At 49.8% G+C, this 16,040-nt stretch carries 12 protein-coding genes; 9 read left to right on the plus strand and 3 right to left on the minus strand.

What is annotated here, in order from left to right:
• Nucleotides 1-123 precede the first annotated feature (123 nt).
• The 4 genes from manD (at nt 124) to EDF88_RS01065 (ending at nt 5,421) form a co-directional block, all read left to right on the plus strand.
• Entirely contained in the window at nt 124-1,338 is a 1,215-nt protein-coding gene (gene manD, locus EDF88_RS01050; protein ID WP_134182301.1) for a D-mannonate dehydratase ManD, read from the plus strand.
• A gap of 14 nt (nt 1,339-1,352) precedes the next feature.
• A complete protein-coding gene (locus tag EDF88_RS01055; protein ID WP_134182303.1) occupies nt 1,353-2,366 on the plus strand; it encodes a Zn-dependent oxidoreductase in 1,014 nt (337 codons plus the stop codon).
• Nucleotides 2,367-2,429: 63 nt separating this feature from the next.
• On the plus strand, nt 2,430-3,830 hold the full coding sequence (locus EDF88_RS01060; RefSeq protein ID WP_134182305.1) for an MFS transporter: 1,401 nt from the start codon (nt 2,430-2,432) through the stop codon (nt 3,828-3,830).
• A gap of 139 nt (nt 3,831-3,969) precedes the next feature.
• Entirely contained in the window at nt 3,970-5,421 is a 1,452-nt protein-coding gene (locus EDF88_RS01065) for a fructuronate reductase (protein WP_134182307.1), read from the plus strand.
• Nucleotides 5,422-5,459: 38 nt separating this feature from the next.
• Here the strand turns inward: EDF88_RS01065 and EDF88_RS01070 are convergent, their stop codons facing one another.
• Nucleotides 5,460-6,146, minus strand: coding sequence for a GntR family transcriptional regulator (locus tag EDF88_RS01070; protein ID WP_064511730.1), 687 nt, complete (start codon nt 6,144-6,146; stop codon nt 5,460-5,462).
• Between the two features lie 95 nt (nt 6,147-6,241).
• A complete protein-coding gene (ydfG, locus tag EDF88_RS01075) occupies nt 6,242-6,991 on the minus strand; it encodes a bifunctional NADP-dependent 3-hydroxy acid dehydrogenase/3-hydroxypropionate dehydrogenase YdfG (protein ID WP_064511729.1) in 750 nt (249 codons plus the stop codon).
• A gap of 356 nt (nt 6,992-7,347) precedes the next feature.
• Between ydfG and guaD the strand changes: the two genes are divergently transcribed.
• Genes guaD through dcp form a run of 5 tightly spaced genes read left to right on the plus strand, consistent with a single transcriptional unit; the run spans nt 7,348 to nt 15,297 of the window.
• Nucleotides 7,348-8,679: a guanine deaminase gene (gene guaD, locus EDF88_RS01080; protein WP_134182310.1), complete on the plus strand. Its 1,332-nt coding sequence runs from the start codon at nt 7,348-7,350 to the stop codon at nt 8,677-8,679.
• Nucleotides 8,676-10,112: a xanthine dehydrogenase small subunit gene (xdhA, locus tag EDF88_RS01085; protein ID WP_134182312.1), complete on the plus strand. Its 1,437-nt coding sequence runs from the start codon at nt 8,676-8,678 to the stop codon at nt 10,110-10,112. Before guaD ends, xdhA begins: the two co-directional genes overlap by 4 nt.
• Nucleotides 10,102-12,447, plus strand: a complete 2,346-nt coding sequence (gene xdhB, locus EDF88_RS01090) for a xanthine dehydrogenase molybdopterin binding subunit (protein ID WP_134182314.1) — start codon at nt 10,102-10,104, stop codon at nt 12,445-12,447. Before xdhA ends, xdhB begins: the two co-directional genes overlap by 11 nt.
• Entirely contained in the window at nt 12,444-13,214 is a 771-nt protein-coding gene (gene xdhC / locus EDF88_RS01095) for a xanthine dehydrogenase accessory protein XdhC (RefSeq protein ID WP_134182317.1), read from the plus strand. Before xdhB ends, xdhC begins: the two co-directional genes overlap by 4 nt.
• A 37-nt stretch (nt 13,215-13,251) precedes the next feature.
• Complete coding sequence (gene dcp / locus EDF88_RS01100; protein WP_134182319.1) at nt 13,252-15,297, plus strand: peptidyl-dipeptidase Dcp; 2,046 nt, start codon at nt 13,252-13,254, stop codon at nt 15,295-15,297.
• Nucleotides 15,298-15,306: 9 nt separating this feature from the next.
• Here dcp and EDF88_RS01105 read toward each other — a convergent pair whose 3' ends face one another.
• Nucleotides 15,307-15,948, minus strand: coding sequence for a winged helix-turn-helix transcriptional regulator (locus EDF88_RS01105; RefSeq protein WP_166671930.1), 642 nt, complete (start codon nt 15,946-15,948; stop codon nt 15,307-15,309).
• Nucleotides 15,949-16,040: the final 92 nt, after the last annotated feature.

Consider the following 16,040-nt stretch of genomic DNA (forward strand, 5'->3'; position numbering starts at 1 on the left):
GTCACAAAATAATTGTGACTCACTCCGCCAAAATTCGATCTACATACTTGTATGGTAGTATTTCAAAGGTTAATTTCACACGCATTGAATACCAATTATCTGATGCGTAGTAAGGGAACCTGAATGAAAATTGTAAAAGCAGAAGTATTTGTCACTTGCCCAGGGCGAAACTTTGTCACGCTAAAAATCACCACGGACAATGGTTTAACAGGCTTGGGTGATGCCACCTTAAACGGCCGTGAACTACCGGTTGCCTCGTATCTAAAAGATCACGTTTGCCCACAGCTAATTGGCCGTGATGCGCATCGTATCGAAGATATCTGGCAATTCTTCTATAAAGGCGCTTACTGGCGCCGCGGGCCAGTAACTATGTCCGCGATTTCAGCGGTCGACGTGGCGCTGTGGGATATCAAAGCTAAAGCCGCTGGCATGCCGTTATATCAGTTGCTCGGTGGGGCATCGCGTGAAGGCGTTATGGTCTATTGCCACACCACTGGCCATTCTATCGATGATGTGCTGGAAGATTACGCGCGCCATAAAGAAATGGGCTTCAAAGCAATACGCGTGCAGTGTGGCGTTCCGGGTATGAAAACCACCTACGGCATGGCAAAAGGCAAAGGGCTGTCTTACGAACCGGCAACCAAAGGTGACTGGCCAGAAGAACAGTTATGGTCGACGGAAAAGTATCTCGACTTCACGCCAAAGCTGTTCGAAGCCGTACGCAGCAAATTTGGTTTCAACGAACATTTACTCCACGACATGCATCACCGCCTGACGCCAATTGAAGCCGCACGCTTTGGTAAAAGTATTGAAGAACATCGTCTGTTCTGGATGGAAGACCCAACTCCAGCCGAAAACCAGGAGTGTTTCCGTCTGATTCGGCAGCACACCGTCACGCCAATTGCGGTGGGTGAAGTGTTCAACAGTATCTGGGACTGCAAACAGCTTATTGAAGAGCAGCTCATCGATTATATCCGCACAACCATTACCCATGCCGGCGGCATTACGGGCATGCGCCGCATTGCTGACTTTGCTTCGCTCTACCAGGTGCGCACCGGTTCACACGGGCCATCTGACCTTTCACCTGTCTGCATGGCCGCCGCACTGCACTTTGATTTATGGGTGCCTAACTTTGGCGTGCAAGAATATATGGGTTATTCCGAGCAAATGCTGGAGGTATTCCCGCATAACTGGACGTTCGATAACGGTTATATGCACCCAGGCGATAAGCCAGGTATTGGTATTGAGTTCGATGAAAAACTGGCAGCGAAATATCCCTACGAACCCGCTTATTTGCCGGTCGCTCGCCTTGAAGATGGCACATTGTGGAACTGGTAACAGGAGAGACAAACATGAAAAGCGTAACCATACAGCAGCCCGAAAAACTGGTGATAGAAGAAAGTGCCGTTCCACAACCGTTACCGGGAGAAGTCAGAATACGTGTTACATGCGCCGGGATTTGTGGCTCTGATGTTCACATTTATCGCGGTCATAATCCTTTTGCCATATATCCCCGTGTGATTGGGCATGAGTTTTTCGGCCACATTGATGCGGTCGGAGAAGGCATTGAAAAAACACGCATCGGTGAACGAGTAGTCGGTGATCCTGTCGTCAGCTGCGGTCATTGTTATCCGTGTGCGGTAGGGCGGCCCAATGTCTGCGCTGAACTTCAGGTCATTGGTGTGCATCGTGATGGCGGATTTAGTGAGTACATCACGCTGCCAGCTCAAAACGCGCACGTCGTGCCTGATTCCATTCCCGATAATGAAGCGACCATGGTTGAACCCTTTACCATTGCGGCAAATATTTGCTCGCAGATGAAACCTTGCACGTTGGATACGGTGCTTATCTACGGCGCAGGGCCGATGGGACTGACCTCTATTCAAGCTTTACGCGGCGTATACGGCGTGAAAGAAATAGTTGTTGCTGACCGCATTGACGAACGCCTCTCCATGGCGAAAGCAAACGGTGCCGATTGGGTGATTAACAACGCGAAAAGTGATTTAAAAAACGAACTGGACGCACTCGGTATTCGCCCGACATTGATCATTGATGCGGCCTGTCATCCGTCAATTTTACCGGAAGCGATAACCCTCGCATCACCCGCTGCCCGTATCGGAATTATGGGGTTTTCATCCGAACCTTGTGTCATTAGCCAGCAGGCCATAACTAGCAAAGAGCTGACTATTTATAGTTCGCGCCTTAACAGCAACCGCTTCCCAATGGTCATTAACTGGATGACTGAAAGGAAGATCCAGCCGGAGAAACTCATCACTCACCAGTTCGCCTACACGCAGGTGCTTGAAGCCATGGAACTCTTCGAGAAAGACCAGAAGCAGTGCTGCAAGGTCTTATTGAAGTTCTAAGCCCTAACCTCTGTACCCTCATATTTGCTGTACCTATAACGACAAATAGCAGAGAACATAATAATGAATACAATAACTAAACTTGATAATACACAACCTGAAAGAAGCACCAGTGATTTGATTAAAGCCGCCGTCTCTGGTTGGTTAGGAACAGCGCTGGAATTTATGGATTTCCAGTTATATTCCCTCGGGGCAGCACTGGTCTTCCATGAAATCTTTTTCCCTGAACAATCCGCTGCCATGGCGCTGATTCTGGCGATGGGAACTTACGGCGCAGGTTATATCGCGCGCATCGCCGGTGCCTTTTTCTTTGGCCGCATGGGTGACACCATCGGCCGTAAGAGAGTGTTGTTTATTACCATCACAATGATGGGAATTTGCACCACATTAATTGGCGTATTACCGACGTACGCTCAAATAGGTATTTTTGCCCCGTTATTACTGGTTCTACTGCGTATTATTCAGGGCCTGGGCGCAGGTGCTGAAATATCCGGTGCCGGAACCATGCTTGCTGAATATGCGCCAACAGGTAAACGCGGCATTATTTCGTCACTGGTGGCCATGGGGACTAACTGCGGCACATTATCGGCAACCGCCATTTGGGCTATCATGTTCTTCTTCCTGTCGAAAGAAGAGTTATTGGCCTGGGGCTGGCGTGTGCCATTCCTCGCAAGCGTAGTGGTGATGATTTTTGCCATTTGGTTGCGTATGAATCTGAAAGAAAGCCCGGTATTTGAAAAAGTAAACGAAGAAACCGGAACTGCGGCTGCGGCAAAACAAGCAACTGATAATACCCATTCTCTGGGAGCAATGTTCACCAGCAAATCCTTCTGGTTGGCTACAGGCTTGCGCTTTGGTCAGGCGGGTAACTCTGGGTTAATTCAAACCTTCCTCGCCGGTTACCTCGTGCAAACACTACTGTTTGAGAAAAGCGTGCCAACTGATGCCCTGATGATAAGCTCCGTGATTGGCTTCTTTACCATTCCATTCCTCGGCTGGCTGTCCGACAAAATAGGCCGCCGTGTTCCTTATATTATCGTCAGTATATCGTCGATTATTCTCGCCTATCCGATGCTGTCGATGATTATGGACAAGAGTAATAGCGTGAATGTGATTATGGCCTCGATCATTATTATTCATAACGTGGCTGTTCTGGGGCTGTTTGCTCTGGAAAACATTACCATGGCGGAAATGTTCGGTTCGCGTAATCGCTTTACACGGATGGCCATATCTAAAGAGGCGGGGGGGTTGGTGGCTGTCGGCTTTGGCCCGGTGCTGGCGGGGATATTTGTCAATCTGACTGATTCCTGGTGGCCAATTGTAGTAATGATGATTTCTTATTCTGTAATTGGATTGATTTCGGCAGTACTCATGCCGGAGGTGAAAGACCGTGATTTGAGCTTGTTGGAAGATGCTGCCGAACCCGCACCTGTTAAGCACGTGGTAAAGGGATTGCATGTTTAAACACTAAAGCGTGAGTTGTTATACACCTTTTTTGTTGTGTCATACCAAAAGCACTAAAGTTTAATGCAAATCAATATGCAGACTACCATGTCAGGTAGTCTGTGGCAGTCCCCAAGTTCACTACTCAGCGAGTTTTAAAATGGAAAACAAGCTCTTATCTGCAAAAGCTATTCTCCCACAATACGACCGTAGCAAACTGGTATCCCGTATCGTTCATTTGGGATTCGGTGCATTCCATCGCGCTCATCAAGCGGTTTACGCCGATATCCTGGCAAATGAACATGGTAGCGACTGGGGTTACTGCGAAGTCAACCTGATTGGTGGCGAACAGCAAATTGCTGATTTGAAAAAGCAAGACAACCTTTATAGCGTGGCTGAAATGTCTGCCGACGCATGGCATTGCCGCGTTGTCGGTGTGGTGAAAGATGCTATCCACGCACAGGTTGATGGCCTGGAAGCGGTATTTACCGCAATGACTCAACCTGAAGTGGCGATTGTCTCATTAACCGTGACTGAAAAAGGCTACTGCCATACTCCGGCAACCGGCACTATCTTGCTGGATCATCCATTAATTGCTCACGACCTGGCCAATCCACAGCAGCCGAAATCTGCACCGGGTGTAATTGTTGAAGCACTGGCTCGCCGCAAAGCAGCAGGTCTGCCTGCGTTTAGCGTCATGTCTTGCGACAACATGCCTGAAAACGGCCACGTCACCCGTAACGTTATCACCGCATATGCGCAGGCGATTGACCCAGAACTGGCTGCATGGATTGAAACTCACGTTACATTCCCATCCACCATGGTTGACCGTATCGTTCCAGCCGCGACCGCAGAAACACTGGAGCAAGTTGCAAAAGCGACCGGTGTAGCTGACCCTGTGGCTATCGCATGCGAACCATTCCGCCAGTGGGTCATCGAAGATAACTTCGTTGCTGGCCGTCCTGAGTGGGAAAAAGCGGGTGCTGAACTGGTTAAAGATGTTCTGCCATACGAAGAGATGAAACTACGCATGTTGAACGGCAGCCACTCATTCCTGGCATACCTCGGCTACCTGGCGGGTTATCAGCACATTTCTGAATGCATGCTCGATGAGAACTATCGTCGTACTGCGCACGCATTAATGCTGCAAGAACAAGCGCCAACTCTGAAAGTGCAGGGCGTTGATCTGGCGAAATATGCCGATTCATTGATTGCACGTTATACCAATCCGGCTCTGCGCCACCGTACCTGGCAAATCGCCATGGATGGTAGCCAGAAACTGCCACAGCGCTGGTTAGACTCCATTCGCTGGCATCTGGCAAACGGCAGCAAATTTGATCTGCTGGCACTGGGTGTTGCAGGTTGGATGCGTTACGTTGGCGGTGTTGACGAGCAGGGCAATCCAATCGAAGTAAGTGACCCGCTGCTGTCTGCAATCGAGCAAGCGGTTAGCGCAAGTCAAGAAGGGGAAACCCGTGTTAAAGCTCTGCTGGGGCTGAAAACAATCTTTGGTGAAGATTTACCTGCTAACGACAAATTCGTAGCCCAGGTTACTGAATCTTATCTGGCACTGCGTGAAAACGGCGCGAAAGCGACGGTTGCTAAGTTCTAAATATAAAGTTCTAAACTCGCCCGGAAACGGGCGAGATATTACTCTTCACTAAACCAGTCGCGCTTTTCTTTGCGAATCAACAATATTGACTGACTTATCTCATGCAGATGGCGATGCATCGCCTGATCCACACTCTCTTCATCTTTGCGTTTAAGCGCCTCAAAAATATCGTGATGCTGTGAAAGCAACATTTCCGGTGGTGTGACGTGATCTAGGCTCATATAACGCACACGGTCCATGGTCGCTTTGATATTTTCGACGGTGTCCCACGCCAGGCTACAATCGGCGACCAGAGCTAACTGCTGGTGGAACTCATCGTCTAACTGGAAAAAATCATCCATCTGGTTGCGGTCAATGGCGGTTCGTTGCTGGTTTAATAACTGCTCAAGCATATACAGATGTTCATCTGTTGCCATACTCGCTGCACGTTTCACCACGGCACGTTCAATTGCTTCACGGACGAAACAACCATTCTTTACCTGGTTTACAGAAATTTTATTAACGTAAGTGCCACGCTGGGGGCGAATTTGTACCAGCCCGGTTTCAGCCAGTTTAATAAATGCTTCGCGCACCGGTTGGCGTGATACTTCAAAACGTATCGACACTTCTTTTTCAGAAAGGGGCGTTCCAGGCGGTATTAAGCAACGAACAATATCACGACGCAAAATGCGGTAGATTTGTTGGTTTACAGGTTGTGTGGGGTTGAGCAAGTTTGACGGTGACATGAATTTTTTCTTATCGTTGATGAGCCGTGCAAATTTAACATTTATTTGTACGATCGCCCATACCCAGAAGCGCGTTGTGGGTATGGGCCAGGTGATTAACCTTCGCGGTGAACACTAAGTCCTGCAAACGACTGGCTAACAGGCATCATCTCAAGCGTGTTGATGTTGACGTGCTTCGGTAGAGTGGCAACCCACCAGACAGCTTCAGTGACATCTTCTGCGGTCAGCGCATTGGCATTTTCATAGGTTTTTTCAACCTTGCCGTCATCGCCTTTAAAACGCACGTTAGAAAACTCAGTACCACCCACCAGACCTGGCTCAATATCCGTCACACGGATAGCGGTTTTATGCAGATCTGCACGCAGGTTCAGACTGAACTGGCGTACGAACGCTTTAGTCGCGCCATAGACGTTGCCACCGGCATATGGCCAGCTACCTGCGGTAGAGCCAATATTGATGATATGACCACGGTTACGCTCAACCATGCCAGGCAGCACGGCGCGAGTCATATAGACCAAACCTTTATTGTTGGTATCGATCATCGTTTCCCAGTCATCCGGGTCGGCTTTATGTGCAGGCTCCATGCCCAGCGCCAGACCTGCATTGTTGACCAGAATATCGATATTGCGCCATTCGGCTGGCAATTGCTCCATCGCTTGTTCGATAGCCGCGCGATTGCGAACATCAAGTTGCAGCGTAATGATGCTATCGCCCAATTCTTCTTTAAGTTCTTGTAGACGTTCATGACGGCGACCAGTGGCAATTACTTTATGGCCCTGTTGCACGAAACGACGGGTAATACTCTCACCAAATCCGGCAGTGGCGCCGGTTACCAGAATAATCATCTCACTGTTCCTCAACGCTTTTTATGTCGCAATACCTTAGCACGCTAAGGCTGTTAGTGATAATTGAACTTTAGTATGGCAGCACCTGTGCATTACTGGTGCAACAAGGCCATGTCTGTGCAACTTGTTGGTGCAGGCTATTGCTTAAATTTTAACAATCCAGCTCATGATACCAAAAGGCAACCGTTTGCAGGAGAGAGCAATCGTTTGCATGCTAAAAAGTTGCATAATTGTTGCGCAACAAGAGAGTGTGTAACCTAAGCTACTGTTATAAAAATGATTAAACCTAAATTCCAACATGGCATCAACATTGCAGCTATTAACTCATTCTTCACAAACCAATTACAGGTACGGCGATGACAGTTAATTACACGCAAGCGCTACGCGGTCAGTTTTTCGATATTACTCAAACTGGGACGAATCCCGAGGAATTACTGGCTAATGCTCGTCATCACGAAGATGCAGTGCTGTTCCTTAATGAAGGCACTGTCGTCGCGTTGTTACCGTGGGAAGAAGGGCGCAGCCATCTGCTGGCTGAAAATGATTACATTGATTATCGCGGTAAGCTGATTATTCCGGGCTTCGTTGATACCCATCTGCATTATCCGCAAACTGAAATGATTGGTGCCTATGGTGAACAGCTATTGGAATGGCTACAGACATATACCTTCCCGGTTGAAAGCCAATATCAGGATAGTTCGCACGCGGCAAAAATGTCAGCCTTCTTTCTTAGCCAGTTACTGAGTAATGGCACAACCACGGCTCTGGTATTTGGCACAGTACATCCACAATCAGTCGATGCGCTTTTTAGCGCGGCGGAACATCTCTCGATGCGGCTTATTGCCGGTAAAGTAATGATGGATCGTAACGCGCCGGACTATCTCACGGAAACACCCGAACAAAGCTACCTGCAAACCCGTGAGCTTATTCAACGCTGGCACAAAAAAGGGCGGCTGAACTATGCGCTGACGCCTCGTTTTGCTCCAACCTCATCACCTGAATTACTCGAAGCGGTACAAACGTTACGTGAAGAGTTTCCCGATACCTGGCTGCACACTCATCTTAGTGAGAACAGCGATGAAGTCGCTTGGGTAAAAAGTCTGTGGCCGGAATCCGAAAGCTATTTGGGCGTCTATCACCAGTACCAATTGACGGGCAAACGCAGCGTCTTTGCGCATGCCATCCACTTGCAGGATTGCGAGTGGGATTGTCTGCATCGAACCGAATCGGCAATCGCCTTTTGCCCAACCTCTAACCTGTTTCTCGGTAGTGGTTTGTTTAACTTAAAGCAGTGCCATGACCGAGGGATCCGCATGGGTATTGGTACCGATGTTGGCGCAGGCACAACTTTTAATATGCTGCAAACACTGGCTGAGGCGTACAAAGTCGCGCAACTTCAAGGCTACCGTTTGTGTGCCAGTGAAGCGTTTTATCACGCAACTCTTGGCGGAGCTCACGCGTTGGATCTCGATGATAAAATTGGCAATTTCTTACCCGGCAAAGAGGCAGACTTCGTGGTTCTCGACTTGGCTGTATCTCCGCTACAGAAGATGCGCCACGCAAATAGCCGCGACATTTACGAAAAACTGTTCGTGCTGATGACTCTTGGTGATGATCGCAACATCTGGCACACCTGGGTCAACGGCAAATGCGTGTGGCAGCGAGATACCCTGGAGGTCGCGGCATGATTCAATTTTTGCTAAATCAAACGTTAAAAACCCTCGATGATGTGGACCCGAATACCACGGTGCTGAACTGGTTGCGCGGCAGTGAACAGCGCTGCGGCAGTAAAGAAGGATGTGCATCTGGTGATTGTGGTGCTTGTACGGTAGTTCTCGGTCAAGTAGACGGCGAGAACATGCGCTACCAGACGGCAAATGGCTGTATCACGCTCATCAGCCAACTTGCTGGTAAACAGTTGCTGACGGTGGAAGATCTATCGCAAGGCAATGAATTGCACCCGGTGCAGCAAGCGATGGCCGATTGCCATGCATCACAGTGCGGCTTTTGTACTCCAGGTTTTGTTATGTCGGGATTTGCACTGCAAAAATCGAACACAGCCGCACAGCGCCATGAGATTGAAAAGAGCCTTGCGGGAAATCTTTGCCGCTGTACTGGCTATCGCCCAATTATTGACGCCATGCAGCAAAGCTGCACAACCACGCACGATCAGTTCACTCGCACTGAGCCGCAAACTGTATCGCGATTAAAAGCGCTGCAATCAACGGGCGTGGGAGAACTTACAAAATCCAACCGTTGCCTGTTACCTAAAACAGTTTCCCAATTGGCAGTACTTTATCAACAAAACCCTCAGGCACGATTACTGGCAGGGGGCACCGATCTGGCGCTGACGATTACCCAGCAGTATCAGACACTGCCATTGATTATCGGGCTTAACCAGATTGACGAACTTAAGACGATTACGGTGACGGAGAGCCAGATTCGTATTGGTGCGATGGCAACGTTACAGGCGTGTCAGGACGCCTTACAACCTTTGATTCCGGCTTTTGCACAAGTGCTGGATCGTTTTGCCTCTCCGCAAATTCGCAACCACGGCACCCTGGTAGGAAATTTGGCGAATGCCTCGCCCATCGGCGATGGTGCACCGATGTTACTGGCTCTGGGTGCTCAACTCGAGCTGCGTTGCGGCCAAACCGTGCGCATAGTGCCGCTGGATGAGTTCTTCCTGAGCTATCGCAAAACCGCCTTGCAACCAGGCGAATTTATCTGCGCGGTGCTGATTGAGCGCGCTGCTATCTCCCCGACATTTGCCGCGTGGAAAATATCAAAGCGTATGGATGATGATATTTCGACGGTATTTGGCGCGTTTAACCTGCATTTCAGTGATGGTGTTGTGACAAGTGTGAAACTGGCATTTGGCGGCATGGCTACGGTCCCCGCGCGGGCTAAAAGTGCTGAGCAAACTCTTTCTGGTTTGCCATTCACCCAGCAAACATTAGACCTGGCATGTCATGCACTGGCCGCAGACTTCCAGCCGTTAACTGATTTCCGCGGTTCTGGGCGCTACCGTTTGACTGTTGCGCAAAATCTGCTGAGGCGTTTGCTGTTGCAACAAACCGAACCCGGTTATGTGCTGGAGGTACAAAACTATGTCAACTAACCCGGTGCGCCTTTCAGAGCAGGCATTAATCGAGCAATTTTCACGTGAAATGAGTGGTGGAGCGGGTAAGAGCCGTAAACATGAAAGCGCCGATAGGCATGTGAGCGGCAAAGCTGAATACATTGACGACAAGCTGACATTGCCGGGCATGTTGTATCTCTGCCCGGTTCTTAGCCAGCATGCTCATGCAAGAATTACCAAAATCGACACTACCGAGTGTTACTCCATTGCTGGCGTGGTGCGAGTCTTTAGCTGGCAGGATGTACCCGGCGAGCTGGATATTGGCCCGCTGGCACCTGGCGACCCGCTATTTGCGCGAGATTTGGTTGAATACCATGGCCAGGTTGTACTGACTGTGGCTGCGGAAACGTCCGAGGCGGCGCGTGCTGCGGCGCTCAAAGCGGTGATTGAATATGAAGTTCTTGAGCCGGTACTGGATGTCGAAGAAGCATTGCAGCGCGAGCAATATGTGCAAGAACCGCATATTCATCAGCGTGGTGACGCAGACCGAGCGTTGGCCGGTGCGGGGCATCGTATTCAGGGGCAATTTCATATCGGTGGGCAGGAACACTTTTATCTCGAAGGGCAAATTGCCGTGGTGCAACCGGGGGAGGATGGCTGCGTTACGGTCTGGTCGTCGACTCAGCACCCTACTGAAGTACAAAAACTCGTGGCGTCAGTACTAGGCGTAACGATGAACAAAGTCACTGTTGATATGCGCCGTATGGGCGGTGGTTTTGGTGGCAAAGAGACGCAAGCAGCGGGCATTGCCTGCCATGCAGCACTGGTTGCGGCATTAACCGGCCGACCAGCCAAAATGCGTCTTTCACGTCGTGACGATATGCGTATCACCGGTAAACGGCATCCATTTTTTGTCCGATACGATGTTGGTTTTACGGATGAAGGGATGCTCAATGGGGTAGTCATCGATCTAGCGGCAAATTGCGGTTACTCGTTGGATCTTTCAGGATCGATCTGCGATCGCGCAATGTTCCATGCCGATAATGCCTACTATCTGGGTGATGCAAGAATAACGGGGTATCGCTGCCGTACGAATCTGGCATCCAATACGGCATATCGAGGGTTTGGCGGGCCACAGGGTATGGTCGCCATTGAGCAGATTATGGATCACATTGCCCGTGAACTCGGTCTTGATCCGCTGGAAGTGCGTAAACGTAATTACTACGGCGATACTGAGCGTAATGTCACGCACTATCACCAGACTGTTGAACACAACATCATGCCGGAAATCACCCGCCAGCTTGAAGCGAGTGCCGATTACCACTCCAGGCGTGAACAAATCAGCGAATTCAACCGCCTAAGTCCAGTGTTAAAACGTGGCATGGCTCTTACGCCGGTCAAATTTGGCATCTCTTTTACCTCCAGTTTTCTCAACCAGGCTGGTGCATTGTTGCTGATTTATACCGATGGCACTGCGCAACTTAACCACGGTGGCACAGAGATGGGACAGGGGTTAAATACCAAGGTGGCGCAGGTGGTTGCCGAAGTGCTGCAAATTCCTGTGGAACAGATTCAGGTTACGGCAACTAACACTGGGAAAGTGCCAAATACCTCTCCAACGGCGGCATCGTCGGGTGCTGATCTCAATGGCAAAGCCGCAGAAATTGCGGCGCTGATAATTAAAGAACGGCTGGTGGAAATGCTATGCGGCTTGCACAAATGCACCGCTGACCAGGTGGAGTTCCGCAATGGCGTGGTAAAAGTGCCTGGCCACCATTTTACCTTTACTGAAATCGCGAATCTTGCGTGGCTAAACCAAGTGCCGCTTTCAGCCACGGGCTTCTACAAAGTACCAGGTATCCACTACGATCGCGCCGCCGGGCGTGGGCAACCGTTCTATTACTTCTCATATGGTGCGGCGTGTTCTGAAGTGGTTATCGACACATTAACTGGCGAGTATCGTCTGCTACGAACCGATATTCTGCATGATGTTGGCAACTCTCTGAACCCGGCGCTGGATATTGGCCAAATAGAAGGCGGGTTTGTGCAGGGTGCAGGCTGGCTGACATGCGAAGAGCTGGTATGGGATGAAAAAGGGCGACTGCTGACTGACAGCCCGATGAGTTACAAAATCCCGGCTATCAGCGATGCGCCAGCCGACTTCAGAGTCCAGTTGCTGGAGAATCATGCCAACCCGCAGCACACGGTTTATCGCTCCAAAGCCGTGGGTGAACCGCCATTTATGTTAGGAATTTCAGTGTGGTGTGCTTTGCAAGATGCTGTGGCAAGTGTCACGGATTACCAGAAACACCCGCGCCTTGATGCACCCGCAACACCAGAACGTGTTTTCTGGGGCTGTCAGGAGGTGCCATGAATGATGAATGGATCAGCGTTCTGATGCAGCTTCGCGAGCGCCGCGAACCGTGCGTATTACTCACGCTGCTGGCTGACAAAGGCTCAGTGCCGAGAAATTGCGGCACGAAGATGATTGTCGGGCGACAGCAGAGCTTCCTGACTATCGGTGGTGGGCATCTTGAATTCCAGTGCATTGCGATGGCGCGTGAGATGCTGGAAAAGCAGGCTACAACTATGCATACCGAGCATTTTAATCTTGGGGCGCGGCTAGGGCAGTGTTGTGGTGGCATGACCACAGTTTTGTTTGAACCGTTAATTCAACCGCAGCCACAAATCATGGTTTTCGGCGCAGGTCATGTAGGGCAAGCGCTGGTGGCATTATTATCAACGTTACCCTGTCACATTACCTGGGTGGATGAACGGCCTGATATGTTTTCAGCGGCCCCAAAAGGGGTAACAACCTGGCAGGCTGAAGACCCATTGGATGCGGTGAAATCGGCGGCTGCGCAAAGCTATTTTATTGTGATGACTCACCACCATCCGCGTGACCTTGAACTGACCGAAGCGGTACTTAAACGCGGTGATTACCACTATCTGGGCTTGATTGGTTCGCAAACCAAACGGCAACGCTTTGAATATCGGCTGGCGGGAAAAGGGATTACTGAACAGCAATTGAACACGTTGCGTTGCCCGGTGGGGTTGCCGGATGTGAAAGGGAAACTGCCTGCGGAAATTGCTGTGGCGATTGCCGCCGAGATTATTGCTGTGTATCAGGTAGCGAGTTGAGCTATAAATTAGTTTTGCGGTCAGCAGGAATTAAAGAATGCAGATGGAAAATCCGTTTTATCACATCAGTTTATTGCCTTACCAAGCCCCTCATTTTGATGACATACAGGACAGCCACTATCGTCCGGCATTTGACGAAGCGAAACGCATCAAGCGCGAAGAAATCGCGGCGATTGCCAATGACACTGCGGCACCCACGTTTGAAAATACCTTTCTTGCGCTAGAAAAAACCGGGCAGATGTTAGGACGAGTAACCAATGTCTTCTTTGCCATGACATCTGCGCACACCAACGATTATCTGCAACAGTTGGATGAAGAATTTGCCGCCGAATTGGCAGAGCTTGCCGATGAAATGCGCCTTAACACCATGCTGTTTGAGCGTCTGGATAGCGTTTATCAACACCGTAACTCAGCAGGTCTTGATGAAGAATCGCGGCGTTTAGTTGAAGTCGTCTGGCAGAGTTTTAGGTTTTCGGGTGCAACATTAAGTGATGAGAAAAAAGCACGTCTTAAGGTGCTGAATAAAGAAGCCGCCCAGCTTAGTAGCCAGTTTAATAATCGCCTGCATGCAGCAGATAAAGCCGCAGGTCTGGTGGCAGAGGATGTAGAGCAACTGGCGGGCTTAACGCCGGCAGAAATTACATCTGCAGCACAACATGCCAGTGCTAAGGGGCTGAATGGAAAATACTTAATTCCATTGCTTAATTTCACCCAACAGCCCGCGCTGCAATCACTGCAAAACCGCCAGACGCGTGAAAAACTGTTCAAAGCGGGTTGGGATCGCACTCAGCAAAATGACGGCAACGATACGCGAGCTATTGTCGCGCGCCTGGCCATACTGCGTGCCGAACAGGCGCAATTGCTCGGTTTCGAGAATTATGCGGCCTGGAAAATTGCCGATCAAATGGCGGGAAAGCCGCAGGCAGCTCTGCAATTCATGCGTGATATCGTGCCTGCAGCCACCGCACGTGCACAACGCGAACTTGCGGATATTCAGCAGGTGATTGACGCACAACAGGGGGGATTTAAAGCCGAAGCCTGGGACTGGGCATTCTACGCAGAGCAAGTCAGACGTGCGAAATACGACCTTGATGAAGGGCAAATCAAGCCTTATTTCGAGTTAAACAATGTTCTAAGCAATGGCGTTTTTTGGGCAGCCAGCCAGCTATTTGGTCTGAATTTTGTCGAGCGCTTTGATATCCCTGTCTATCACGACGATGTGCGTGTATGGGAAATCTTCGATAAAGACGGTCGTGGAACGGCGCTGTTCTATGGCGACTTCTTTGCCCGCGACAGCAAAGGCGGCGGGGCGTGGATGGGCAATTTCGTTGAGCAATCTACGTTACTGGAAAACGCGCCGGTAATTTACAACGTCTGCAACTACAGCAAGCCAGCAGCTGGCGAAGCGGCACTCATTTCCTGGGACGATGTGGTGACGTTATTCCACGAATTTGGTCATACGTTACATGGGCTGTTTGCTACTCAACGCTATGCAACACTTTCTGGGACTAATACGCCGCGCGACTTTGTGGAGTTCCCTTCGCAAATCAATGAACACTGGGCGAGCCAACCCCAGGTGTTTGCTAACTTCGCACGCCATTATCAAACTGGCGAGGCGATGCCTGATGCGTTGAAAGATAAGCTATTCCGTGCCGCCCGCTTTAACAAAGGCTATGACATGACAGAGCTGCTTGCCGCAGCACTACTGGATATGAACTGGCACAGTTTACCGGCCGGAAGTACTGTCGATGATGTGGCGCAGTTTGAAGCGCATGCACTGGAAAGTGAACACATTAATCTTTCAACCGTTCCTCCGCGTTATCGCAGCAGTTACTTCGCGCATATCTTTGGTGGTGGCTACGCGGCGGGGTATTACGCTTATATCTGGACGCAAATGTTGGCCGATGATGGTTATCAATGGTTTGTGGAACAGGGAGGGTTGAATGCACAAAACGGTCAGCGCTTCCGTGAAGCGATTTTGTCTAGAGGGAACAGTCGCGAGCTCAAAGCGCTATACAACGACTGGCGTGGACATGCGCCTTACAGTGAGCCGATGCTGGAAAATCGCGGCCTGGCAGATTAAATACGCACGTTAATACTTGGCGGGTAAGTGATTCACGGCGGTTAACAAACCGTCGTCGAGTTGGATGTAGCCGCCTTGCTTTAACTGCGCGAGGATTTTCATCACCGTGCTACGTGAAAGCCGGGTTCGTTCGAGAATATATTTTGCAGCAGACACCGAATTACGAATGCTTTCAGGCTCGCTTAAAAGCATCACTAACTGGAACCTCACCACTTCATAGGTGGTGGGGGCCGTCATAATAATATTGTTTTTTAGCAGGTTGGCAGACACTTTCGCAATGTGCCCGGCCAGCAACTCCCATGCGTCGGCTTCAGCGATTATCTGATGCGCTTCAGCAGTCGTAATGATGGCTATCTCCGCTTCAGTCTGCATTTCCAGAAAAAGCCCTGTGTCATCAGGAAGCATATTTGTCATCCCGGTGAGATTAGGTGTCGGTAAAGAAGCCATCACGAACTCATCCACATCCCGGCGTACTTTGATAACACCTGAACGAATGATGTAACACATCCTTTCACCGTCAACAAAATAGTAGAGACGCCTCTGAGGTGGCATTTTTTCAAAAGTGACATGTGGGCTGAACAAATCGATAAGATCGAATGTTGCCTGGGATTGAATAACTGTCGTTAAACCCTGTAATGATGAATCTTTCATCTTGGACACAATTCACTCTGAAATCTGTTTATTAAATATTAGCACATTTCCTGAGTTGGCAAATATCGTGTTTGTAACAACTAGTTGTTTAA

Origin of the sequence: Buttiauxella sp. BIGb0552, assembly GCF_004366275.1 — a bacterium.
Lineage (GTDB): Bacteria > Pseudomonadota > Gammaproteobacteria > Enterobacterales > Enterobacteriaceae > Buttiauxella > Buttiauxella gaviniae.